Source organism: Paenibacillus sp. JT31N11 (genome assembly GCF_056269285.1).
In genome coordinates, this window is sequence record NZ_JBWDNQ010000008.1 from 78,782 (window position 1) to 104,116 (window position 25,335).

Below are 25,335 nucleotides of genomic sequence, written 5' to 3' on the forward strand. Positions count from 1 at the left end.
CTGCTCCTTTCATCTTGAACATCATGTGACTTTCCCCAAGTCCGGCAGTTCGACGGGCATTCTCCCACCTGACTCATTAGACAGATTCGTATAATGCACCAGCGCCTGCGTCAGCAGGTAGTCGCTGCCGCTCGATTCGGCCTCGCGCCCCGTCTCAAGCGATATCAGGAAATCGGTCAGCGTATCCCGTTCAATCACACTGGCGCAGCTTGGGATCAATCGTTCACCGTCATCATCATATAAACGTATTTCCTTTCCCGTCAATACCATCGCGCCGCGCGTGCCCTCGATACGCCAATCTCCGCTCCATAGCGTCTGCGGACCTCTGGACGCAATCGTCGCCGCATAGGCGGCGATTATGCCGCCATCCATCTCTATTATCGCGTTTGCGCTTTGAACTGCCCCTTCCTCTTCCCACCCACCAAGCGGATTATACAGCTTCGCCTGAACAGCCCTGCCTTCTTGTCCGGTCAAATAGCGCAGCATATCGAAGTGATGGACGCCGATATCGTCCAGAATCCGCACCGCATACTTTCGCTGGACCCGATGGTAGCGGCGGAACGAAATGTCTATCGACGAGATTGCGCCGATTGAGTCCTCATCGAGCAATTGCTTCATCTTGCGGACATAGGGAAAACGCCGGTAATTCTCGGCGATCATGAATGGGATGTTCTCCTTCGCCGCCCTTGCCACAATCCCGATTGATTCCGGATAGTCGAACGAAATCGGCTTCTCGCAGAGAACGGGAAGCCCTCTGTCGAACGCCGCATGGTTGACCTGCGTATGCGAGGCCGGCGACGTTACGTTAACGAGGAAGCCAACCTCCTCATGCGCGAGCGCCTCCTCCAAAGAAGTATAGAACGGAAAAGGGTCTCCATTCATCTTGACCTTCATCGCCGGATCCGCCTCAACGACAGCCGCGAGCAGTCCTCTGTCCCTCAGCTTTTTGTACCAGCTGTAACCTACGCTCCCAAGGCCAACCAGTATCGCCTTCATCGCATTATTTTCCTCCCGTCTGTTCCAAAGGAATGGCCATATTCCATGTATGGGCGGCATTGCGGAAGCCTCCCGGCCCATCCGCTGCCGCCATGAAGAGATGCGTCGGCTTCCCGTCCTGGAACAGCAGAAATGGCCGTTCGAGGCTTCCCATCGTCTGCACCGTTCCATCCTCCCAGAGGATGGTGCGCGAGTAAGCCTGCGGTTCGTCGGCAAGCTCCCAATGCAGGCCGTCCCTGGAGACGGCCTGAATGCCGCCGTGCTTCTCCCCGCCAAGCGTCCCGTCCATATCCTTGGCGATCAGCGCGTATCCTCCCCCCATCCTCCAGATGAATGGATCCTCGATATGGAACAGCTCCGGCGGGAAGACCGGCTCCTCCGTCATCACCCGGTACGGCCCGTCCCAATGCTCCGCGGCGGCGGCTCCGATCGTCATCCTGCCATAATCGCAGCCTTCGTAACGGCGGGCTTTGTAGATCAGCAGGACGGAGCCGTCTTGATCCACGCAAGGAGCCGGATTCGACGTCAAATAGCTGTCGAATCGGCCCGGGCGGACCGGCAGCAGCGGCGCATCGCGCCTCTTCCATGGACCGAAGACGCTATCTGCGACCGCAAGTCCGACCCGCTTATTCGAGCGGGCGACGATACAGCGCGCATCCTCGAGATTGAGGCCGCCGCCGGGAACCGGTTCTGGCAGCGGATGCGTAGAGCCCATATAATAAAGCAGATAGATGCCGTTATGCTTGACGATATGCGGATTATGCGTGCTGCGTCCGTCCCAGTACTCGGCTCCCCTGACCGGGAGCACGAGCTCCTGGAAGATATAAGGTCCCTCCGGCGTATCGGATACCGCTCTTACGATTTCCGATGCTACCAGCCACCCCGGATGCATAGGCAGACTTTTCGGCCATCTTGAGGCGAACATATGGAAGCGGCCATCCTCTCCCTGAATGACGGAGCCGCACCAAACCCAATAGCCTTCCATCCGGAAACCGCCGTTCCTCGGCGCCGGCAGTATCTTTCCCACTAAACCGCTTGCTGTCATCGCTGCTCACCCCTTTATTGTTTGGCGTACTTCCTCTACTCCGTATCGCTTAACCGCACTTCCGTACAGCCATTGCTGCGCAGTATGCAGAGCCGTCTCCCGGTCGATCCAGCCTGATTCGAGCCGTTCCCATAGAAATTCCGCCGCCAGCTTCTTTACGAGCAGAATCTTGCCATAGCTCCATTCCATGCACCGGGCATCGGATACGATGACGGAGCTTTTGCTCGCAGGCAGCGCCTCCAGCCGGTATTGCATGCTGTTCCGGTAGGTGCTTGCACGGAAGTTGAACCACCACATACCCCCGATATGGACGTTCGGAAAGTTCCAGGCGGCTTGTACCGCATCGAGATTATTTAATTCCGAGGCGAGCACAAGCTCGAATTCGCAGGCGTAATTCTCGAATAAAGCCGTCAGCTTCAGAATCCGCTCCGTGTCGTTCGCCGGGAACGCGGTCCCGCACCACGAGCGCTCCACGCCCAGGAAGAACTGGATAAGCAGTCTGTTTCTCTCTGCCGCGGCGCATATGATATGGAGCAGTTCCATCATGATATCGCCAGGCGTGCTGTCCGGACCGATTATTTGGCGGAGATGTGCGCTTGATTCGTAACGCGGCAGCGTTGTCATAATGCCGGGCAAGCCGGCCTCTCCATAACCGTTGAGAAGAAGGTCGGCTTCGTCCTTCACCTTCATGAATTCCTGGGCGGGATCCGCCGACTGGACAACCCGTTCGACCCACTGGCCAAGCGCCCCGTCAATCCGCGGTATGAGTACGGCATTCTCCCGCATACCCTCGAAGACGGCGTGTTCCGGACGATTTACGACGAATCGGCGGATGTTCATCCGGTCAGCCGTTCGCTGCGCCCAGCCCTCGTCGGCATAGGAGCGTTTGACCGCCGCATCCGCCTCCCTGACTGAAGCGGCATCCCGAATTTCAATGCCATACAGCTCGCGAATAATTGAAGTGAATACCCAGTTCATCAGTGTACTTCTCGTTGCCCGGTATGATTCCAGAAATGCAGCGATGCGCTCTTCTTCTGGAAGCTTCTCGGCATTTGCGGGATAGCCCCCGGCCTGAAGCTCCCGGAACAGCCAGAAGTAATGGGCAATTTCCCAGAAATCCCCCGCACAGAGCCGGTCGCCTACCAAATGGGTATGGGTATCAAACACCGGCAAAGTCATGATGCGTTCGAAAAATTCGGCTTTTTCGCTGCCATTGCCAATCATGCTCATTTGAATATCTCCTTCATTTGGCTCAAATTTGCCGCTTCCATTTCCCTTATCCGGCAGAGCCACCTTGAGTTCCCTCAACCGCTTCATGCTCCCTATCCCGCCTCTAGCTTGAAACGCCTTCATGATACTCCGCTTGCCGCTTCTTGACATGTCATTTCTTCAGATCAGAATGTGTTTTCCTAAGCTGGCGCGGGACGTTCCGTCTTATTCCTTGTAACCTGGGAGCTCTTCGGCATCAACATCGTGACCTTCATACCCTGCTGCTCCTCGCTCTCGATACGAAGACCAAACCGGTCGCCGAATACCATCTGGATTCGCCTGTGTACATTAAGCACGCCGATGCCGCCCTTGTGGCCGGCGTTGCCCTGATCCTCCTCATCCGCCAACCGGTTTGCACGAAGCTTCTGCCGCAGCCTTGCCAGACTCTCAGGCGGCATGCCGCAGCCATTGTCCTCTACGCTGACCCAGAAGACACCGTTCTCCTCACCGCAATCAATGCGGATAAAGTGGTACTCCTCCACACCTTCGGGGAACGCATGCTGGAATACATTCTCCACGAGCGGCTGCAGGGTAAGGCGGACCATGGCGTGCAGCAGGTACTCGGGCCTGGCGGCGACTTCGATTTCGAACTCCCGGCCGATCCGGTGCTGCATGACCTTCATATAATACATGACATGCTTCAATTCGTTAGCCACCGTAATCTCCTCCAGATTGGTCTGAACGGAGTACCGCAGCATATAAGCCAGCGCTGTGACGATTTCGGTAATATCCTCGGAATCCTGCACCGCAGCATAACAAACGATCGTTTCAAGCGTGTTGTACATGAAATGCGGATTAATCTGCAGCTGCAGGGACTGGAACTCGGCCCGCTGCCGTTCAAGCCGGATTTCCTGGTTGCTCAGCTCCACCTGTACAACCTTGTCCACGGCATCGGAAAGGCGCTTCACCATCAGATTGTACCGCAGAATGAGCTCGGCGACTTCGTCCCGATGCTTCGGCAGCGGTATCGGGGCCCAATTGCCCTTCTCCGTTTCCCGCATCCCCAGTTTCAGCGTCTGGATCGGCCTGGTGATCGATTTGCTGAAGCGGTACGCCAGCAGGATGGCGAGCAGCAATGTGAACATCCCGATGACGAGCGTCGAATTACGGATATTCGTAACCGGCTTTCTCACCTCGTCGACAGGCATGGAGACAATCAGCTTCCAGTGTGAATAGTCCGACGTTTCCGCCATATACATCCGCTTCTCTCCCTCGCTGTCGTCGAAGAACGCGGCATCTCCGGAATGTTCCAGCTTGGTGCGTACGGCATCCGGCAGCACCGTCCCTTCCTTCATCTCCTCCGGGTGATAAATGACGTTCCCGTTCGCGTCCGTGATGAACAGATAGCCGAATTTTCCAAGATCGACGCCTTTCCAGAGGGCTGAGAGATCTGCTGAACGCAGCTCGATTGCAAGCAAACCGCTCAATTCAGGTGAACTGTATCCGCGGATGCGCCGGACGAGCGTTACCATCTGATTCTCCTGGCCCGTCAGAATGCTGTTCTTCAGAATGCTCAGCTGGCCGTGCGGACTTGTATTGCCCATAAAGTAATCCCGCTGCCGGCGGATCTCCTCCGGCGAGAACGACTGCTCGCTTACCTCGTTGAAATAGTAGACGGCGTTGCCTTTGTCACTGATCAGGTAGATGGAAGCGATTTTCGGATTGCGGATGAACAGCGGGTCCGCCACGACCTCGCGTATCATTTTCCGGTAATTATAATAGTCGTATTCCTCCCTGTCGGTCGGCAAATCCATAAACTCCATCACGTAGCGGAATGTCAGCAAAGAAACCATGGACCGTTCGTAATCCTTCAAATACAGATCCGTATGATGGACCGCGTTGCGGACGATCTGCTGCATCTGTTTCTCGGCCAGCTCGTCAAGCTCGCGGGTGGAGGTCGTATAGGAGATGCCTACACCGCTCAGCGTAAGTCCGATTACGACAAGAAAATAGAAAGTCAGCTTTGCATAGAGGCTGCGGAATCTCATTTGATTCCAAGCGCCGCCCGGTATTCCGATGGCGTGATGCCGACGAGCTTCTTGAACGTCTTTGTAAAATGCGGGTAATCGTCATAGCCCACTTCCAGCGCAATGTCGACGATGCGGAAATGCGGTACGGCCAGCAGTTCCTTGGAGCGGTCGATCCGCCTGTTGATCCGGTATTTTACGAACGTCTCGTTCGTCATCTTCTTGAATAATGAGCTGAAGTACGTCGGTGTCAGACCGACCAGCGCCGCCACTTGGTCGAGCATGATTTCCTGCGACAGCTTGCTGTCGATATAACATTTTGCCTCTTCGATCATATCCCGGAAGTTGCCGCTGCGCATCGACGCAAGTCCGTCCCTAATATCGCGAAGTCCCGCTTCGAAGGCTTCGATCGCATCCTTCACGGATCCGGTCTGCATGAAGGAGAGGTTCGTCCTGGGAGAGAATTCCCGGGCCTGCAGCCGTTTCAACAGCATCTCATAGCAGTCATGAAGCAGCTCCTTCAATTGGGCCAGCGACAGATTGGCTGACTGGCAATACTCCCGCAGCCGGCCGCTCAGCTCATCCAATCCGTCCGTCTGGAGGGACCAAATCTGCTGCTCCATATGATCGATCCATTCCACATAACGGGAAGGCGCGACATATCCGGCCGTCTGCTTCTTGAGCAAACGACCCAGCACCTCATGCACATCCACCCTTGTAATCGGTTTCAACAAATAATGCTTCACGCCGTAATCCACACACTTCTGCGCGTAGCTGAAGTCGTTGTATCCGGAGATTACGACCGTCTTGATATGGGGGTAAGCCTCCTGCAGAATCCTGCACAGCTCCAGGCCGTCCAGCTTCGGCATACGGATATCCGTAAGCACGATATCGGGTTCCATCGCCCCTATTCTCTCGAGAGCGGCTTGCCCGTTCTCTGCAGTCGACACTTTGGCGAAGGCGGGCATGTATTGCTCCGCCATCCTGGAGATCCCTCTGCGGATAACGGGTTCATCGTCTACGATAAGCACATGCATGAACGTTCCTCCTGCTCGATAGTGGGTTATGCCTGCAACCTACATCTTACCGTGTAGAAGCGCTTTCATCAATGGACGAATAGAACTGCTGCCTTATCCTCATCATTGCGCATAATGAGCGATCCCGATAGGCTTAATTTCCGGTCTCCTGTGTTTTTTTACGATTTCATAGGCCGATTCGTATTCCACAAGAAGATGCGGCCGCGGCCGTCCTCTGGCGGCAAATTTAGTTTCTTCCCTTAAACCTTATAGAAATGTGTACCGGAGTGAAACTTATACATTCTATCAGGTTAACGAAAGAAAAGCTCGCCTCTATTCGGAGGAGAGCTTTTTCGTTTCAAGTTTCGGGGGAGCCTACTCTCTGTCGATCATGACAGCGCCCTGCTTGTTATTCCAGCGCTCCGTCGCTTCCTTGACAATCTCGTCGCCGCCCTTGGCTTTGTATTCCTCAACAACCTTCGGCCAGTCGGAGATGGGTTCCTTGCCGTAGATCATCCTGACCATATGGTCGATAACAAGCTTTGGTCCTACATCCGGCTGGGGAGCGGCCAGATCGGGATACTTGCTGAAGGTACTCAATTCCGGATAAAAACCGATTCCAGACAGACCTTCCTGGGACAACACATTATCGAAAGCGTCCAGTGTTGCCTGGCCGTCTTCATTAAGCTCCAGCCGCAGTTTATTGTATGTGGAGTCATGCACAGCCCACAGTGTACCGCTCCTCCAGCCCTCTTCCTCCTGCTGCTCCTTGGTCTCCGGGAATTTATAGCTCACAGCACCGCCCGCATCCTTCGTGTAGGTATCGCCTTCGACGCCGAACGTGAAGAACTCCTCTGCTTCCGGGGTGACCATCCAGTCGAAAAATTTCACGATCTCGGCGGCTCGCTCTTCCTCGACATTCTTGTTGATGTAGAACGTGCGGACAACCGGCGAATAGAAGAAGTAACCGCCCTTGCCCTCAGGTCCCTTCGGCGAAGGAATAATGTCGATCTGCGCATCCGGAACGGCGAGCTTCACATTCGCCCTGTAGCCCGGCATTCCGGCTGCGTTCTGCGACCAAATGCCCGGCTTGCCGGCATCAATGCTCTTCGTAAAATCAGTCGATGATATGGTGGCGAACTCCTTCGGAATCAGCCCCTCTTCATACATCGTCTTGTACACCTCAAGTGCCTTCTGCATATTCTCGCTGTCGAAAAACTTGGGGACCACCTGGCCGTCGACCAGTTCAAACTGGTCTTTGTACGGCAGGACATCAAAGGCGCCAAGAACGATATCCGCATACTTGAAGTTCTCGCGCATTTGGTACGGCGTCTCGACTCCAAGCTTCTTGAAGGCGCGGAGCACGTTCAGAAATTCATCGACCGTCTTTGGCGCCTGCAGGCCGGTCTTCTCGAGCAGATCGGTGCGGATGTATGTGGCCCGGCGCGAGGGGCTCTTCAGAAATTCCGGAATGCCGTAGATCTTGCCTTCATAAGAAGCCGTCTCCCATGCGGCTTTCGGAATCAGCTTCATCAGATTTGGCGCGTATTTCTGCAGCAAGTCGTCCAGAGGCATGAAGATGCCGCTCTCGATCGAGCCTGACATCGACTTGCTGCCGGGGCCGCCTATGCTCCCGACCACGTCAGGAATGTCGTTGCTTGCAAACATGACGCCATATTTCGCGTCCTCCATCACCTTGATGTCCAGATCGGTGTTCGTTAATTCCTCCAGCTTCAGCACCCATTTGTCCTTGTTCAGATCCGGCACCCGGGTATGGTAGCCCGAGCTCACTGTCGTCGGCAGCAGGAAGGAGAACTTCGCCCGCTCCTTCTGGCCTTCCGCCGTCTGCTGATTTCCGCCGTTATCCGCCTGCTGATCTGCCGGCTGCTGCTCTGCCGGCTTGTTTGCCGAGCATCCCGCCATCAGGCTCGCTGCCAGCACCAGCGACAATCCCATACCTGTCCATTTCTTCATACGACAACCCTTCTTCCCTCATGATTTGTAAGCGTTTTAGTGTTGAGAGCTGCTGCTTCCCCGTAGAGTCCGGTTGTTATACGTTACGACTTGATGGAGCCTACCAGCATGCCCTGAATGAAATGCTTCTGCAGAAATGGATATACGAGCAAGATCGGAAGCGTCGCGACGACGATGACCGCCATCTTGATGCCTTCCGGCGACAGCATGACGAGCAGCTCCGAGGTGACGTCCGATTGGCCGTATTGATCGGTAAAGACAATTTCGCGCAGGCGGACCTGCAGCGGGATCCACTGCCTGTCGCTGATATAGAACACCGCCTCCGCATACCGGTTCCAGTGTGCGACGGCATAGATGATCCCCATGGTCGCCAGCGCCGGCTTGGAGAGCGGAAGCACGATTTTCCAGAATATCCTGAACTCGCCGCAGCCGTCGATCTTCGCCGAATCGATGAGCTCCCCTGGCAGATTCATGAAGAATGAGCGCATGACAAACAGGTTGAACGCGCTGATCGCCATCGGCAGCATGAGTGCCCACAGCGTATCAAGAAGTCCCAGCTGCTTTACCAGCAGATAGTTCGGAATAAGCGGAGCACTGAACACCAATGTAATCAAAATAAGGATCAGCACGAACTTGCGGTACAGATACTCCGGCCGGGAAAGCGGATAAGCGAGGCTTGACGTCATGATCAGGTTGATAAGCGTACCGAATACGGTAATGATTACGCTATTGCGAAAACCCAACCAGATGGACGGGTCCTGCAGAATGAGCTTATAACTGCCGAATGTGAAACCGACAGGCCAGAAGCTCACCTCTCCCGCGTTGATGGCGACCGAGTTGCTAAGCGACTGCGCGATAATATGAATCAGCGGCAGCACCATACTCAGGCCGATAGCGCCGAGAAATACGATATTGCATGCGTTGAATATTTTCTGGCCTCTCGTCATTATCATATCGATTTTCACCCCGTTTCTCCAATGCCTTAGTACAGCCCGTTGCCGGTTACCTTCTTGCTGAATATGTTGCCGATCATGATGAGCGCAAGTCCCACGATTGACTTGAACAAGCCGATGGCGGTCGTGTAGCTGTATTGACGGTCAACAAGACCCGCCCGATACACATAGGTATCAATAATTTCCCCATTCTCGCTGTTGAGCGGATTAAGGAACACGAATACCCGCTCGAAGCCGAAGTCCAGGAAGTTGCCGATTTGTAGCAGAAACAAGATCGCAATGGTCGGCAGAATAATGGGAACCGTTATGGAGGTTACTTGCCGCAGCCGGCTTGCGCCATCCACCTGTGCCGCTTCGTACAAGTCGGGATTGATGCCGGCGATCGCAGCCAGATAGATAATCGTTCCCCAGCCGCTATCCTTCCATATGCCCGAGCTGATGAGGATCGTGCGGATATATGAATTTTCGCCCAAGAAGTAGATGGGCTCGACGCCAAACAGCGCCAGCAAATGGTTGACGATGCCGGTAGAAGGTGACAATACGCCAACCACGATCCCTCCGACAATGACCCATGAGAGAAAGTGCGGCATATAGACGACCGTCTGAACAATCCGCTTATAAGCCATGATGCGCAGCTCATTGAGCAGAAGCGCCAGAATGATCGGCACTGGGAAAGCGAAGCACAAATCATAGATACCGATCAGAATGGTGTTCTTCAATATCGGGACAAACTCCGCATATTCGATCATTCTCTTGAAATTATCAAGCCCAACCCACGGACTGCCCTTGATGCCTTTGAAGATGTTGTACTCCTGAAACGCGATGACCGATCCGAACATCGGAATGTACCGGAAGATCAAAAAAAAGATAATGCCCGGAATCGACAAGACGTAAAGCGGCCAATACTTCCGCATAAACTTCAACTTGTGGCCAGACGTCGCGAACTGAAACATCATCCGGTCGGAACTCTCCACCTTGCCTGCCATGCTCTCCTCCCCTTCCCGCGCTCGACACAAAAACGGTAAATACGCGCATATCCTCTACGATTGTTTATAGTGGCGGTGCGGACCGGCGTGGCACCAGAGCGTGACGATCGGATCCTCGGCGTCCGAGCAAAGATGATGATTCTCGCCAGGCTCGACGATTACGATATCGCCCGCTCTGACGGGATAATGCTCGCCGTTGATCTCCATCGTTCCAATCCCCTGCAGAATAAGGAACACTTCCCGATCGTCATGAACGTGAAAATCTCTGCCTTCCGGACCGTCGTTCGTATGGCTGCGCTCGCTTCGCCCGGCGAAAGCGAGCCCGCCGGAAGATAGATAGGCGCCGGGCAGCAATTCCCCGAACATATGCCCGTTCTGCTCCGGGTTCAACCGAATCTCTTCTATTCGAGTACGGATCATGACGCCGCCCCTTCCCTGTGATTGTTCTCATTGGCTTCGCCGGTATACACAATCTGTATCCCGCTCAACTTGCCATTAGCAGCCCTCATGAGATTCCTCCCCTTCACCTCACCATTATAGAATTCGGACATCAGTCCCGGTATGGCAAAACTTTAGTTGGGTTGTTGTTTTTTATTGTCGCTCCCGTAAAATAATCCTGCCGGCCAATCTATTTTCGTCAGAATAGCTATTCAACTCAAAAAGGGATAAGTTCAATATCTTCGCCTTTAAGCATATCGAACTCCAATAAAGGGCCTTTTAGTGCTATATTCTTGCCATCCGGTTTGCGCAGTGCAACCACGGCCTCGCCCCAGGGATTCCTTATTCTGCATGCTCCTCCCAGCGTTGAGCTGATTTTGACAAACGGAATGCTTCCCGACCGAATGGCGGAGGTGACATTGAATCCGCCATGGCACCATAGGGATATCTCTGCATTCCAGCCAGCCGGACACGCAGGGAAGACACGAATGACGGATTCCTTGCCCGGACCCGGTGGCCCGCTTTGACAAAGCGCTGCCTGCAGCGCGGAGGCGGCATTGCCTAAACGCTGCACGCTCATACAGTTGACTCCCTCTCTGACTGTCAGCCTGTTTTCAAAAAATTTCACTCTTCCCGTGTCCGTGAAGTAACAATACTCCCGTTCCGCATTCACGCATTCCAATTGTGCCAATACGGCCTGCTTGAACGGTTCCGCGAGTCCCATGTGGGCATGCACACGCGCCGTACTCGACATTTCGGATGCCGCACGGCTCCAGTCATGGTCTAGTGTCGCTTCCTGGTACCTGATCGTGGCCATGGTCGTTTCGAACATTTCCGGATTGTCATATGCCGTTTCCAGTGAGCACAGGCTGCCAAACCTCCCCGGCTTCAAATCGACATTGCTCTTGTTATCCAAAACAGGGCCGAGAGCGCCAACCCATACTGCGGGCTCATTTTCCGGAGTTCTCAACACGGCATCGGGATGATCGCTTCGCGGCAGCGGGGCAAGATTATCGTAAAGCTCCTGCCACACAGGCCGGATATCTTCATCCGCTTCCAATATTTCCGATGCCTTCAGGACAATCGGGAATATGGTGTGCATGCCCGCCATCGAATCCATTGTATTTTTGCCGCCGTAATATTTTTCGTCGCTGGTTGTTTGGTAAATGTGATAGCGGCCGTCCTCATCCTTTTTCAGATTCGGGAAATGGCGGAAAAACTCGGCGACTCCCTTCATAATCGGATATGCCCGTTCCCGCAGCCATGCTTCGTCCTTGGTGTACTCATAGTACATCCAGAAATGACAGGCAATCCCGACCTGGGATGCGAACATATGCGTAGTGAAGCCGAAAGAACCGAAGCCTCTCTCTACATACACTAGTTTGCCGTCCACGTATTTTTCGTGATACTTCCAATTCCATCTGCTTTCATGCGGACGCTTGGAGAAAGCGAAATCGCGGAAACGGTCGGACATTTGATCCCACGGCTTGCGCACCAGATATAAATCTCTCATTTCCGCCGCGATATCCTCCGGCAGCTTCTCCATTCCGTTAAACGTCACAACCTCGGGTATGAAGATACCCTGACTTCCCCACTGCTGCCTGGCAGCTTCAGCACAAGATTCGTACATGGACGAGTACATGTTGAAATACGGATGAAACAGCTCATGATGACCGGACGGAAGCACAGCGTTGTAGTACAGGCTCATGTTATTCCACCAGTGCATGGCTCCCCAGTGTCTGAGATCTCCCCGCGGGCTGAGCAGCATGCCTCCGAAGTTAGGCGGGAATTGCCCTCCCCTGGAGCTTGACGCCATCAGGTACAAATAATACGTGTAATGAAGCTCCACAAACTCGGCGGTTCCATCTTCGCTGCTTAAGCGGATATAGGATTTTTCCCAAAACTGATTCCACCAGGACTTGTGGTCCTGAAGCAGGAGGTCGAGTCCCGCTGCAGCTGCCTGCTCTACGATGTTGACTGCAGCAGCGGCAATATCTTCATTTTCGTCAAAACTGGCCGCGCTTCCTATAAAAATATCGAATACTCCCTGACCCGGCTTCACACATAAACGCATCTCGGTTTCATTCGGCTGACCGATCACTTTGCTCTCCCTGAAGCTGCCTACAGGCGCCCGTCCGCCAAGCTCATCATTCATTCTCGCTTTGGACTCCCGTCCGGAAATTCCAATTGCGACGGCTGAGCTGCAGTAATAGCTGCCCTCCCTGAATTCCTGTGTTAATACAATCATCCCGCCGCGCATGCTTAAACGCGATACAGCCGAATGATTCTTGCATACGGCCTCCGCAGGTCTGAGCATCTTCAGTTTAATGTTGATTACCTGGGGATCCTCTCTATCGTCCTGCACTCTGACTGCGAAAACATCCTGATTGGCCGAAGCAAAAGCCCGGGCTTGCACCCCATCGCCCGAGACCAACGCCGTCCCGTCAAATAAGCTTAAATGCTGCTTTATTCCGCCGTCATGAAAGACGTCCTCGCCATAATCGACAAAATCGATATCGACAAAGCCGCACGCATACGCATAATCCGAATGTCTCTCGTTGAAGCTGTTCGTGCTGCAGTCATTTGCAAATACATCAACCCGGTTGATCTGAAATTTAATGGCGGAAGGGGAAGTCCACAGCAAGCTGCCCATTCTCCCGTTGCCCAGCGGCAATCCGCCTTCACTTCGTTTGACCGTATGCTCATAGTGCAGATCCGCACGCGACACAAGCCCGGCATAATCCATTTTTGAATCGGCAGCCGTGTTTCCATGATCCATCAGAAGCTCTCCTCCCAAGACCGTTGATTTTAATCATTGTATAGAACAACACCGCTTCCAGGGATGTTGAAATTTATGATAAAACTTGTTTTTTTTATTATTTGCGGTCTCTCATCCAGAGGAGGGCAGCGCAGCGAAACAACCCTATGAAGCACTCACTCGCATAGGGTTGTTTGGTTTGATTAAATAATTTCCAGGCTGTTCTTTACTGTCCGGACCAGGCCTTGATCAAGGCGGCCGCATCAGCCTTGAGGACGGACTTCGCGGCTTTGGAGATTTTATCCGCCACCAGTTTGTTATCCAGATGCTTCAGGAAATCCTGCATATGCTTGACCGCTTTGCCTCTGTCGCCTTTGTCCAATTGATGCTGCGCCTGTTTCAGGCTGCTGCGCAGCTGGTCAACCAGCGGTTTCTTCAATTCGCCTGCCTTGACATAACGGTCCATCAAGCTGGATATCCCTTCAAGGGTGGCTTTAATTGTAAAGCGGACAGACTCATCCGTCGTATTGCCCGCCAGGTCGGTGATGACGATCTTCAAGGTATGCAGGCCAAGCTTGCCGGCCAAATCTACGGAAGCGCCGTTCTTCAAACGCATTCCGTCCAGGATGATTTCCTGGTTCGCTATGCCGGAGAGCGCATCGCTTGCGTTCAACTGGAGCGCAATCGGACGGGCGTCGGAGAAGACAGCGCCTCCAGCAAGCGGTTTACCGTTAGCCGCAAGCTCAAAAACAGGCCTCGTCTTGTCAATACGGACGGTAATCTCCTTCGCTTGCTCGATGTTGCCTGCAGAGTCAATTGAGCGGAACTGGATCCGGTATACACCTTCATTCGTGAAGGTAACCGGTCTGGTATAGGTTTCCCACTCCGCAGCATCATCCGATTTATATTCCGTTCTAGCTATTCCGGAATGATCGTCATGAGCCGTCATTGCGGCAGACGCAGCCGTGTTCAGCCAGCCATTCCGCGGAGCTGGTTCGATCTTCGCCTCTGTCTCCGGCGGAACCGTGTCCTTCAATTCTACCGGAAAGGCCGGTGCCGAAATCATAAACTTGCGGGAGTACGGATCTGTTCCCTTCGACCTTACGGCGACTTTGGATATATCAGTCATGCTGCCCGGCAGCGTATAGCTTGCTGTGCCCGCCGGTAGTTCGGCAAGTACCGCTGCGCCATCATACACAATGTAGCCCTCGCTTGAATTATTGGAATCCCACTTCAGAGTTTTTACCGGACCGCCTGCTTCAACCATCAGATTCTGCGGAGGAGTCGGCGCATTGAACACCTGAACCTGCGTAAGGCGCGGCGGCCCTGTCAGATCCGTGCCTGTATTGCCGCCGGATGCGTTCTCAACCGTTACTTTGAGATATCTTGAATGATAGGTCCTGCCAAGATCAATCGGATGCGAGCTATCCTCCGAATCGGTACCGCCATTATCGTTGCCGGTCGCATACGTAAAGCCTTGATCTGTTCGTTTATCCACTTGTTTAAATGCCACTTCATCAAAATCGGCTGCCGATGTGTAGTTTCCGAAATCATCGGATACATAAACGGTTACGCCTTTTAGCCGGGTGGACTTCGCAAACAGCCTTATTTGGCTGAAATCCATTGCCTGGCCAAGGTCCAGTACGAAGCTGCCTTTCCTCTCTCCGTCCGTACCCAGCCAGGAATACTGCCCAATTTGATCCAGACTGGTAACGTTCGTTACATTCCATTTTGTCGGATCCTCCAGCACGCCGCTCGTCAGTTTGTTCGCATTGCCGAATTCATTCGCCGCAGCGGATTGCAGCTGAATCGGGTTGGCGACTTCTGTCCTACCTGCGTTATACGCTTTTTTATGAAGGGCCAGATTTACGGATGATATTCCGGTCGCCACCTTGCTTATGGTGATGTCGGCAAGTTGCAGCCTGGCGTCATATGCGGAATTGGTGCCACCCGCGGAGCTGCGGTAGATGCCCCACTTGGGGCGCAGGTATTGATCGAAAACAGCGGGATACTCTGTCTCGAAGCCGCCGCTTCTTTCCGGTCTTCTCCACAGGTCTTTGACACCGTCGCTTGCGCCTTGATTGGAGAACATCTGATAAACATCCGGGCTGTCAAACGTGTATACCTTGCCGGTTACCATATCCGTGATCCTGATGGTGAGCCAGCCGGAATCCGAAATAAGCGCGTTAAGCTCTACCTTGATCCAGTGGCCGTCGATTTCCTTTAACGGAATTCTCATCAAGTTCTTATCCCCGTCATACCGGTTATGATTGACAACAAGATCTCTGCTGGTTGTTCCGGAAATGGACATCGCAATGATATATGCGCCGTTTTCACCGCCGCTGTTGCCCTCAGCCAGTGTATCTGCCCCTTGTGCATTCACAGCCTTCAACTGAAAGATATGCCTGAAGTTCGGCTGATTCCACTGGTCGCCGTCCGGTATATTCCAGAGCCATTCGTAGGAAACCTGGTCGCCCTCGTAGGCTGTAAAGTCGCCGGTTGAGTCCTCGCTGGGGCGAATTTCGATTCTTTGCCTGTCCGTAATGGCCGCCCCGCCAACCACGTACCCCAAATTCCGGTCAAAAACCCCCTTGTGGCCGTACTCGCCGTCGCGAACCTTATCCATGAACTCATTATTCAAGCCTCTGCCGTTGGCAGTAATCTCGAATACATCCTTTTGCAGTGTGCTGTCCCAAACGCTCTTGATATGGTCGTCGGCCGCAGCCGCCAGGGGCTGATCGCCGTAAAACTCGTGGTACGCGTCTCTTATCCGTTTAGTCACGCCTTCTACCGGTTCATCGGTACCCATTGCGCCGCCCAGGATGTTATAAGGTGATACGCCTTCAATGGCATTCATCCTGATTGTCTTGTCATTCCCGCCATAGCCGCGTGCCGTTACGTCCAGTGCAAATATGGACGGGTCGCCGCTGTTGAAACGAAGCATAAATTCGTTTGTGCCCAGAGGCAGCTTGGCAAGGAATGCAGGTGCAAATGTAACCGTATTTCCTGATAGCGAGTAATCTAAATCCGGACGAAGCGCAGCAGCGCCTTTGCTAATGCCCGCGAGCGTCTGCCCGCTGGCAAGGCTTATATCCACCGATACAGGCTCGGCTTGATCCCAGGTGCTGTAGGCACCCTTGGCCGGCGCCAGTTCAGTCGCGTTGGATACCGGATCTTTGCCGTAAACAGCCAATCCGGACAAGCCCATCATGGAATGGTTATCATCCGCTCGCCTGTCGCCGGGGCCGACCAGAATCATGTTTATCATCACGTACCGGGCTGTAAACGGATACAGGAACGTCTTGGTATCATAACCCCATTGTTGGCCGTTGTACGTTACATAAGACCACAAGCCTTCCGTTTCCGTACCTCCGGCCAGTGTCCAGCCGTTCGACTTCCAGTCGTAATCGGATGCCGAATCGGATGCCGCAGGCGCAGTTGCCCAGGAATTGGAATCATTGGAGTAATAGATCTCGAATCTTCTCGCATTGCTTTGGATATTCGAGATCGTGTTGGGTATTTCGAGGTACAGCTTATCAATTGTTTTTGGAGCGCCCAAATCAAGGGATAATGCCAATGATGATGGAGAAAAGCCGCTCATATATACATTCGGGCTTGAATTGCGCCAATACCCGCTGCCGCCCGACCGTAAGGCGTCTACACCCGGATGATCGGGCGCTTCCGAGCTTGCCTTGAGATTCACGCCTGCCTGCGGCGAGAAACGGGTTGGGTCCAGCAGATTGACAGAACCTGCTGCTGCTGGAGGATAAACCGTATCCGTTACTGCCGGCTTCCATGACTCATCGCCAGTCGAAACGGCATGAACGGTTGGCACAGGAAGAGCGGATAGATTAACAAGTGAAAGTAAAAGCGTTGCTATCAGAACAGAGCTTAATGCCTTTTTTAGAACCTGCTGCTTGATCATCCTTAAACCTCCTCGGATCTCATAGAAATTTGTATATGAATACTTATTTGTTATTTCACGGACCAGGCTGTGATCAAGGCGTTTGCATCAGCCGTGAGGACGAGCTTCGCGGCATCGGAGACGTTACCCGCCATCGGCTTATTGTTCAGATGCTTCAGGAAATCCCGCATATGTTTGGCCGCTTTGTCATTGTCGCCTTTGTCCAATTGATGCCGTGCCTGGTTCAAGCTGCTGCGGAGCTGGTTAACCAGCGCTCCCGTCAATTCTCCGGCTTCGGCATAGCGGTCAATCAAGCTGGATACCCCTTCGGGGGTGACGGCAATTGTAAAACCGGCAGACTCATCCGCCGTATTGCCGGCCAGGTCGGTGACCACGGTCTTCAGGGTATGAGGGCCAAGCTTTCCGGCCAAATCAACGGAAGCGCCATTTTCCACATGAATTCCATCCAGGAAGAGTTCCTGTCTCGTTATGCCGGACAGGGCATCGCTTGCATTCAAGAGCAGCGCAAGCGGGCGGTCGTCGGAGAAGGCTGCGCCATCCGCAAGCGGCTTCCCATTTGCCGTCATTGCCAAGACCGGTTTCGTCTTGTCTATCCGGACGGTCAGCTCCTGCGTCTGCTCGGTCCGGCCTGAAGCGTCGACAGAACGGAATTGCAGCAGGTAAACGCCATCTTTCGTGAAAGCGACCGGTCCGGTATAGGTTTGCCATTGCGCGTTATCTTCCAGCCTATATTCCGTTTTCGCAATACCGGAGGGCTCGCCTTGGGCTGTCAGTGCGACGGACGCATCCGTGTTCAACCATCCGTTCCGCGGCGCCGGTTCGATCCGTGCCTCCGTCTCCGGCGGAGCCGCATCCTTTCGCGCCAGCTTGATATAATCGAAGGTAAGATGATAGCCGGAGCTGCCGGCATTCTTCCCGGTCACCACAAACCGGAACTTATGGCTGCCGGCTTCGAGAATGCTGCTGCCCATATCAGCCGCCGGAAAAGTTTGAGCGGGATGATACTCGTCTACGGGGCTGCCCTGGGAAACCCCATCCACATACAGCTGGGCGATTCCTCTATTGTTGTTCGACTTGTAGCCAAATTCGATATCATAGTTTCCAGTCTCGGGAACATCAACGGTTACTTCAACCCAGTCGCCGGCCACGGGGGCCGAGGAGGTCTGCAAATACCTTCCTGTAGGCGTATTACCGCCTGCCGCCGTATTGATCGACGGTCCGCCGGGGTTGACGGTATAACTGGCGGTCGAAACCGGGATTATCGCAACAGAAGATGAATCTGTCAGCGAAACTACAATATAGGGCTTGATGTTTTTGGTGTTCGTCATACCCGGACTGGCAAATTCGCCAAAAATCTTATAGGTCCCCATGTTATCGGGATTGTAGCCTTCCGGGCTCCATGATACGTTCACCTTCTCTGTCTTGCCGGTGCTCAAAGTGACATCAAGCTGTGCAGGCAGCAGCAATTGGCTGAACGGAGTACCTTTGGAAGCTGTAATCTCTTGCGGCCTTGCCCACGCTGCCATATCCTTAGGCTGCACATTGGGATTCCAGCCATCGGGAAATATATAGCTGTTTTCATCCCTTTTGATTAAGTGCACATCTGCCAAATACATGGTTGCAGACTGGAATTCATCTGCATAAGCCGCATCTCCCGGACCATTGTACATCCCCCTGTAAAGACCCCATTTGGAGCGGTTCTGTTGACCCGGCTCTACAGGCAGATCACCTCTTTCGTCTCTGCCGGTAGCCGGATTGTTTATTTCAGGGCGTCTGTATGTTTCGGCTGTCATACCGCCTTCGAAAAGCACCTCGCCAGTCTCCAGATCGACAAGCTTGCCGTACAAATAACCTTTATCGGCTGTTAAAATCGTTACTTCAAAATCAAGCCAGCGGTCAACGACCCTGTCAAAGGGTATCGTGAACAACGGCTTGATTCTGTCCGCGTAGCTGCCATCGGGGTTGTTCCTGAATTCAAGCTGGCCTTTGCCTCCGCTTGAAACCAGCGAGAGGGTAGCCACGGGCTGGCCGGCCGCATTGCCTGCTACTTCTTTCAGTTGGAATATGTGCCAAAACCTGTGGGGAACGATAAAATCACCGGCATGCTTATCACCGGTATCCTTCTGATATCTTAACGTTTCCGAAGGGAGCATCAGCCTCCAGTGATGGGTCATAATGTCGCCGCCAAAACTATTTGCATCCATATTGGCTGCGCTGGTGCTGCTTTTAATCTCCAGTCTCTGGCGGTCGCTGTTGACTGCGCCGCGATCGCCGTCGTCCCGGCTCACGCCTCCCGGGGCAACAAAAGGCGAAAATTCGTGAAAACGCAAAATATCGGAGTTAAGCTTCCCGGCGCCGGGAATATTTGCAATCCCGTACTTTGTAAGCGCATCCACATTACTTTTGCCAATGGTCTGCAAATACATATTGTCTCCCAGCCATGATTCATCAACAATCGAAGCCATCGGGTAGTCTCCCGAACGGTCGTAGACTGACTCCGGCCATGATTTCCCGCTGTACGACGAAGGCGTGCCCGGACCTTCTATAGAACCCGTAGTACTGCCATTGCCAATTTTGTATGCGCCCATAACATCCCATGCATGTTCATGCGCCTGAATATTGAGCGGCAGGTATTTGTCATTAGATCCCATAGGGCCTGTAATTGGAGGCAAAGACATATCCACGGTGACCGTAATTGTATATCTTCGGATGCTGCTGCTGTCATTCTTATCGGTTACTGCCAAATAATATAACGTGGTTCCGCTTGTTGAAAACTGGTCCATTTTTGCATCGCCATTGTTCATGCCGCTGGCGGCAAAAGAAACGGCAGTCGTTCCATCGCTTCTGTAAAGCGCCGCAGAAGCGCCGGGATTCATTGTTACATTCAGCATCTGGTATAAGGTGCCGTAGGGCAATGATATATGAATGGTTGCATGATCAAGATCAACTTCTGCGTTAACCGGCTTGTTCAATTCAATATCCAATAGTCCCAGGCTGTTTGCCGGTGCTGCATGAACCGTTGAAGCTGGAAGCCCGGACAGATTAATAAATGGAAGGACAAGTGCAAATAAAAGAACAGAGCTTAATGCCTTTTTCAGGACTTGCGGCTTAAACATCTTTAAACCTCCTTTAATTTCGTAAACTTAAGCTTTTAAATAAATAAATCCGGATCCCTTCTTTCCGTTTTTTTTTGGATTTGAATACATGCCTCCAGCTACCTTCATCATAATTAACAATGAAATTTCCTGTATTGGTTAATTTATGGCTCTATGGATTTTTTTACGATTGCATGATTCTTACGCTGGAATCGGCTAATAATTAAAAAAAAAGACCAACGGGATCTCTGCAGTCAGAAGATCACCGTGGTCTTTTTCTCATGAACTGAATTTCAATACTTTCTCCTGTAACAGGCTTACGAACGGCCTGCTAATTGCTGCTCAGCAATTTGTACAAGTGTACGGGTGATGTTGCCGCCAATTGTACCCGCTTCACGGGTAAGAAGTTGTCCGTTGTAGCCATTCGGTTGAAGTTGAATTCCGAATTGCTGTGCAATTTCATATTTCATTTGATCCAGTGCTGCATTTGCTTGAGGAACGACCAATTGGTTGGTTGAAGAAGATTTGCGGCTCATATTGTAAAACCTCCTTTGTAATGTGAGGTTATTATGTGTCGCTAAAATGCTATTATACTCCGATAAAAAATGTAATTATTTCCAATTAATTCGGCGCCCGCTGCCTTCTATATCATTTATGGGAATAGGCTCTCATCCGGGAAAACACATTCCGAAAGCGGCCGGTCCACAAACGCTTGAATGCTTGGCTGACGCAGGGAACGGCCTTCCTGCAGGCGCCATTCGGTGTACATCACTTTGACGGCGAGCGAGGGCTTCACCCATATTGCGTCTTTATGCCGTTCCGGTGTATTGACAAAAGGACACTCCTTTACCGCATCAGGAGCCAGCCGTTCCGTCAAATCCCGCCAATCCGCCCTGCTAAGGCGGCCGGTGCCGGTGTGGCCTATATACCAAAAGCGTCCTTCCCTGTCATATAACCCCAGAATTATCGCATTGATAATGCCGCCGTTCAAGGTAAAACCACCAATCGCGGCAATGACGTCACCGTAATTCTTGACTTTGACCCAACTCGCGGTTTTACCTCCAATTATGTAGGGGCTGTCGAGCCTTTTGCATACAATGCCTTCCATCCCCTGCTGCTTCATTAATTGAAATAGCGCCTGGCCATCAGGATGATAGGTAACGGGTTGAACAGTCTGATTGGGGGTCAGTATGCCATGAAGCAGATCGGTCCGTTCTCGAAGCGGGAGGTCATTCACCCAATTCCCGTTCAGAAACAGCAGATCGAATACCATGTAGTAGATTGGGACTTCCCTCTGCACTTGAGGAACCCGTTCCATTCGCCGCAGCCCGTCTCTGCGCATGACTTCATGAAAGGACGGTTTACCGTCCGAGGCGAGTGCCACGATTTCCCCATCCATGATAAATGATTTCGCTTTGCAGTAAGACGGCACATCGAGAAGCTCCGGATAATGGTGCGTCCTTTCATTCAAACGCCTATTATAGAGGAATATCCCGCTTTCGTCGGCGTACGTTAACACTCTCACCCCATCCCATTTAATTTGGTACACCCAAGGATCTCCAACAGGTATGGTGTCTTGCCTTACAGGTTCGAAGGGCACAATTGGTTTCAACGTAGGTTTCTCCCGACTCTTGTTTTTACATAGTGTTACCGATCTTCAGGAAGAATATGACATATCCAATAAAAGAGCGTACCTTCTTACTTTCGCATAAGGCCAACGCTTCAAAGCGATGAACAGGAGTCACCCTCAATTATTTTGCTGCTTATGATCATATGTTCTGGAAAATCTCCATCAATATTACCCAGCTTATGCATAAGCAATCTGACGGAGTGAACCCCGAGCTCCGAAGACTGCAAATCCATGCCTGTCAATGAAGGCGTTGCCTTATGCATCATAGAGAGATCACCGCAAATAACAAACAAAGAGAGATCTTCCGGTACGCTCAGACCCAAATCCTTGATGGCATTCATAACACTGAATGCGGTGCGGTCATCATCCGCAATAATTGCCGTTACCTGCTCCTTCAACTCGCTCAGCACATGGACCGTCTCATCGTACCCGTAGTTCAAATATTTGCTAGAAGTTAAGGCGGGTTTATAGTGAATCATATGTTCCTGCAAGTCGATCCGGTGATTTGTCAGCACCTCGATGAAAGCCTCTCTTCTTTCGATGGCAACGGTCATAAGCTCATTGGCATTTAGAAACATCATGCTGCGATGGCCCTTGTCTATCAGATAGCTGCATATATCACGGATAATCTGGAAGTTATCGTTGTTTACGGTGGATGCATCCTTGACCTTCGAATTAAAGATTTTACCGATTGTGACGAATGGGATTTGGTTCAGATGCAGTAAATTGATACGCTCATCTTCTTCTGTAGGACCAAGCACAATGGCTCCGTCAATCGGATAACTAGCCAAAGAAGGAGTTTTCACCTTCTCTACCGGGATCATATCGAGCAGCACCCTATACCCGTAATGAGAAGCTTCCAAAATAACTCCATTGATAAACTGATTATGGAAAGTGTTGAAAAAGAAGTTGCCATGCGGGATCGTAAGCCCGATGGCCATTGTTTTTTTGGTCACTAAGCTTCTTGCGATATGATTCGGAACGTAATTTAATTCTCTGGAAGCTTCCAGGACTTTATCCGTTACTTTTTCGCTGGTAGGTCTCTTTTGGCTGAAAACATTGGATACGGTTCCTTTTGAGACACCGGCAAGACGCGCAACATCGTCGATTTTCGCCATTTCTTGTTACATCCTCTCAAAAACGCAGCATCCATAACGGAGCCCAACGCTAATTGACATTCACTGTTATTCAACGGCTGCCGGTTCTTTCGCTGCACCCCTCAGATTTAGTTGTTCCGCATAATGACAAGCCGCATATTGGTTGTCTCCTACCAGGCGCAGCTGTGGTGCCTCCTGCATGCATTTATCGGTCTTGTACGCACACCTTGGGTGGAAATGGCATCCGCTTGGTGGATTCGCAGGATTCGGAACCTCCCCTACCAAGATAATTCTATCTTTCTTCTGATCCGGATCAGGCTGGGGCACCGCCGACATGAGCGCTTCCGTATAGGGGTGTTTGGGTTGACCAAACAACGAATCCACGGTTGCCAATTCTACAATTTTGCCCAGGTGCATCACTGCTACCCTGTCGGAAATATTCTGAACGATCGATAAGTCATGCGAGATGAAAATATACGTAATTTGAAATTGCTCTTGCAGGTCCTTTAAGAGATTTATAATTTGGGCTTGAATTGAAACGTCCAGGGCCGATACCGCTTCATCGCACACGATTAGCCTCGGTTGGGTAATGAGCGCCCTCGCAATGGCGATACGCTGTCTTTGTCCGCCGGAGAAGGCATGAGGGTAGCGTTTAAGGTAACTGACATTTAAGCCGGTTTTTTCTGCAATTGCCGCTACTTTTTCTTCCACTTCCGATTTATTCAGCTTGAAATTGGCGATCAGCGGCTCGGAAATAATGTCGAATACGCTCATTCGCGGACTGAGAGAGGAATAAGGATCCTGAAAGATCATTTGAACATCTCTTCGCAATCTCTTCGATTCTTTACCCTTAAGCTTTAAGAAATCAACGCTCTCTCCGCCTTCGGTATGATAGATGACTTCGCCGGATGAGGCATTCATCCCCCTTACGATGCACCGTCCCAAGGTCGTTTTTCCGCAGCCCGATTCTCCGACAATGCTTAAGGTTTCGCCTTCGAGCAGCTCAAATGAGATATCGTTTAATACTCGAACAGGCGTAGGCTTTGCAAATAAAGCTTTTTTGGACCTGACTTTGAAATCCTTGTTCAGCTTAATGACATCCAGAATAGGTTTGGACATGGTTATTCTCCTTCATGCTGATCCGAATACAGAAAACACCTGACCATATGTTTGTCGGATAGACGGGTTTTTGGTACGGCCTGCACATTGCATACCCCTTCAATCCGATCCTTGCAACGATCGTAAAATCCGCACATAGGAGGCATATTGATAGGAATGGGCACGGATCCTTCAATTGAGTCCAGGCGCTTGCTCTTATTTCCGCCTAATCTTGGCATCGATTTGAGCAAACCCTTCGTATAGGGGTGTTTCGGATTATGAAAAATTTCCTTTACGGGTGCCTGCTCAACAATTTTGCCAAGATACATGACCGCCACTTCATCACACATTTCCGCAATGATGCCAAGATCATGAGTAACCAGCAGAATGGCCATACCGAACTCTTGCTGGAGCGACTTCATCAATTCCAGCACCTGGGCCTGAATCGTCACATCCAGTGCTGTTGTTGGCTCATCGGCAATTAATAATTCCGGATTGCAAGATAAGGCCATCGATATCATCGCCCGCTGCCGCATACCACCGGAGAATTCATGCGGATATTGGTCAAATCGCTTCTCCTGGTCCGATATTCCCACTTTACTCAGCATTTCGAGCGTGATTTTCTTGGCTTCCTTCTTGTTCTTGGTGCGATGGATTAAGATCGCTTCCATGATCTGATTCCCGATCGTATACATCGGTGAGAAAGCCGTCATGGGCTCTTGAAAGATCATGGCGATTTTCCGACCGCGAATCGAACGAATCTGTTTGCCGCTCGGGTCCATGGACAACAGATTCAGCGGGTTTGCCGACTCCCCGGATGAGGATTGGTACATAATGCTTCCTGTCGTTTCGCACTCTTTCGGATTAATGCTGATAATGGCTCTGCTTGTCAGACTTTTCCCACAACCGGACTCGCCTACAAGGCCTAACGTTTTTCCTTTTTGAATGTCAAAGTCTACCCCGTCCACTGCGTTCATTTCCCCGTTATCCATCTGAATCCGAATTTTAAGGTTTTGAACGGAGAGAAGGGGCTGCTGAGCTTGAGCAGCCTGAGCCGTCATATTATCCCCTCGCTATGGCCTCAATTT

Annotated in this window: 17 protein-coding genes; all 17 read right to left on the reverse strand. The window is 52.0% G+C overall.

Features of this window, described 5'->3' with window-relative positions; translation table 11 throughout:
• Positions 1–21: 21 nt before the first annotated feature.
• The 17 genes from AC0YNV_RS24755 to AC0YNV_RS24835 all read right to left on the reverse strand — a co-directional run bounded on the left by AC0YNV_RS24755 (position 22) and on the right by AC0YNV_RS24835 (position 25,308).
• On the reverse strand, positions 22–996 hold the full coding sequence (locus tag AC0YNV_RS24755) for a Gfo/Idh/MocA family protein (protein WP_475770416.1): 975 nt from the start codon (positions 994–996) through the stop codon (positions 22–24).
• A 4-nt stretch (positions 997–1,000) separates the two neighbouring features.
• The gene (locus tag AC0YNV_RS24760) at positions 1,001–2,041 is read right to left on the reverse strand and encodes a glycoside hydrolase family protein (protein ID WP_475770417.1); all 1,041 of its coding nucleotides are present in this window, start codon (positions 2,039–2,041) and stop codon (positions 1,001–1,003) included.
• Positions 2,042–2,047: 6 nt separating this feature from the next.
• The gene (locus AC0YNV_RS24765) at positions 2,048–3,358 is read right to left on the reverse strand and encodes a glucuronate isomerase (protein ID WP_475770418.1); all 1,311 of its coding nucleotides are present in this window, start codon (positions 3,356–3,358) and stop codon (positions 2,048–2,050) included.
• Positions 3,359–3,450: 92 nt separating this feature from the next.
• Positions 3,451–5,298, reverse strand: coding sequence for a sensor histidine kinase (locus tag AC0YNV_RS24770; RefSeq protein ID WP_475770419.1), 1,848 nt, complete (start codon positions 5,296–5,298; stop codon positions 3,451–3,453).
• A complete protein-coding gene (locus AC0YNV_RS24775; RefSeq protein ID WP_475770420.1) occupies positions 5,295–6,314 on the reverse strand; it encodes a response regulator transcription factor in 1,020 nt (339 codons plus the stop codon). Before AC0YNV_RS24775 ends, AC0YNV_RS24770 begins: the two co-directional genes overlap by 4 nt.
• A 354-nt stretch (positions 6,315–6,668) precedes the next feature.
• Entirely contained in the window at positions 6,669–8,267 is a 1,599-nt protein-coding gene (locus AC0YNV_RS24780) for an extracellular solute-binding protein (protein WP_210040896.1), read from the reverse strand.
• Between the two features lie 83 nt (positions 8,268–8,350).
• Positions 8,351–9,220 carry a carbohydrate ABC transporter permease gene (locus tag AC0YNV_RS24785; RefSeq protein WP_475770421.1) on the reverse strand — a complete coding sequence of 290 codons (870 nt, stop codon included), beginning with the start codon at positions 9,218–9,220 and terminating at the stop codon, positions 8,351–8,353.
• A gap of 29 nt (positions 9,221–9,249) precedes the next feature.
• Complete coding sequence (locus AC0YNV_RS24790; protein ID WP_475770652.1) at positions 9,250–10,176, reverse strand: ABC transporter permease; 927 nt, start codon at positions 10,174–10,176, stop codon at positions 9,250–9,252.
• Positions 10,177–10,260: 84 nt separating this feature from the next.
• Positions 10,261–10,626, reverse strand: coding sequence for a cupin domain-containing protein (locus AC0YNV_RS24795; RefSeq protein ID WP_475770422.1), 366 nt, complete (start codon positions 10,624–10,626; stop codon positions 10,261–10,263).
• Between the two features lie 235 nt (positions 10,627–10,861).
• A complete protein-coding gene (locus AC0YNV_RS24800) occupies positions 10,862–13,423 on the reverse strand; it encodes a glycosyl hydrolase family 95 catalytic domain-containing protein (RefSeq protein WP_475770423.1) in 2,562 nt (853 codons plus the stop codon).
• A gap of 205 nt (positions 13,424–13,628) precedes the next feature.
• Complete coding sequence (locus tag AC0YNV_RS24805) at positions 13,629–17,327, reverse strand: OmpL47-type beta-barrel domain-containing protein (protein ID WP_475770424.1); 3,699 nt, start codon at positions 17,325–17,327, stop codon at positions 13,629–13,631.
• A 50-nt stretch (positions 17,328–17,377) separates the two neighbouring features.
• Complete coding sequence (locus AC0YNV_RS24810) at positions 17,378–20,443, reverse strand: FIMAH domain-containing protein (protein WP_475770425.1); 3,066 nt, start codon at positions 20,441–20,443, stop codon at positions 17,378–17,380.
• A gap of 296 nt (positions 20,444–20,739) precedes the next feature.
• Positions 20,740–20,958, reverse strand: a complete 219-nt coding sequence (locus AC0YNV_RS24815) for an alpha/beta-type small acid-soluble spore protein (protein ID WP_210040882.1) — start codon at positions 20,956–20,958, stop codon at positions 20,740–20,742.
• A gap of 116 nt (positions 20,959–21,074) precedes the next feature.
• Positions 21,075–22,034, reverse strand: coding sequence for an ATP-dependent DNA ligase (locus AC0YNV_RS24820; protein ID WP_475770426.1), 960 nt, complete (start codon positions 22,032–22,034; stop codon positions 21,075–21,077).
• Positions 22,035–22,144: 110 nt separating this feature from the next.
• Entirely contained in the window at positions 22,145–23,170 is a 1,026-nt protein-coding gene (locus AC0YNV_RS24825) for a LacI family DNA-binding transcriptional regulator (RefSeq protein ID WP_475770427.1), read from the reverse strand.
• A 66-nt stretch (positions 23,171–23,236) separates the two neighbouring features.
• Positions 23,237–24,268 carry an ABC transporter ATP-binding protein gene (locus tag AC0YNV_RS24830; protein WP_475770428.1) on the reverse strand — a complete coding sequence of 344 codons (1,032 nt, stop codon included), beginning with the start codon at positions 24,266–24,268 and terminating at the stop codon, positions 23,237–23,239.
• Positions 24,269–24,270: 2 nt separating this feature from the next.
• On the reverse strand, positions 24,271–25,308 hold the full coding sequence (locus AC0YNV_RS24835; RefSeq protein WP_475770429.1) for an ABC transporter ATP-binding protein: 1,038 nt from the start codon (positions 25,306–25,308) through the stop codon (positions 24,271–24,273).
• Positions 25,309–25,335 lie beyond the last annotated feature (27 nt).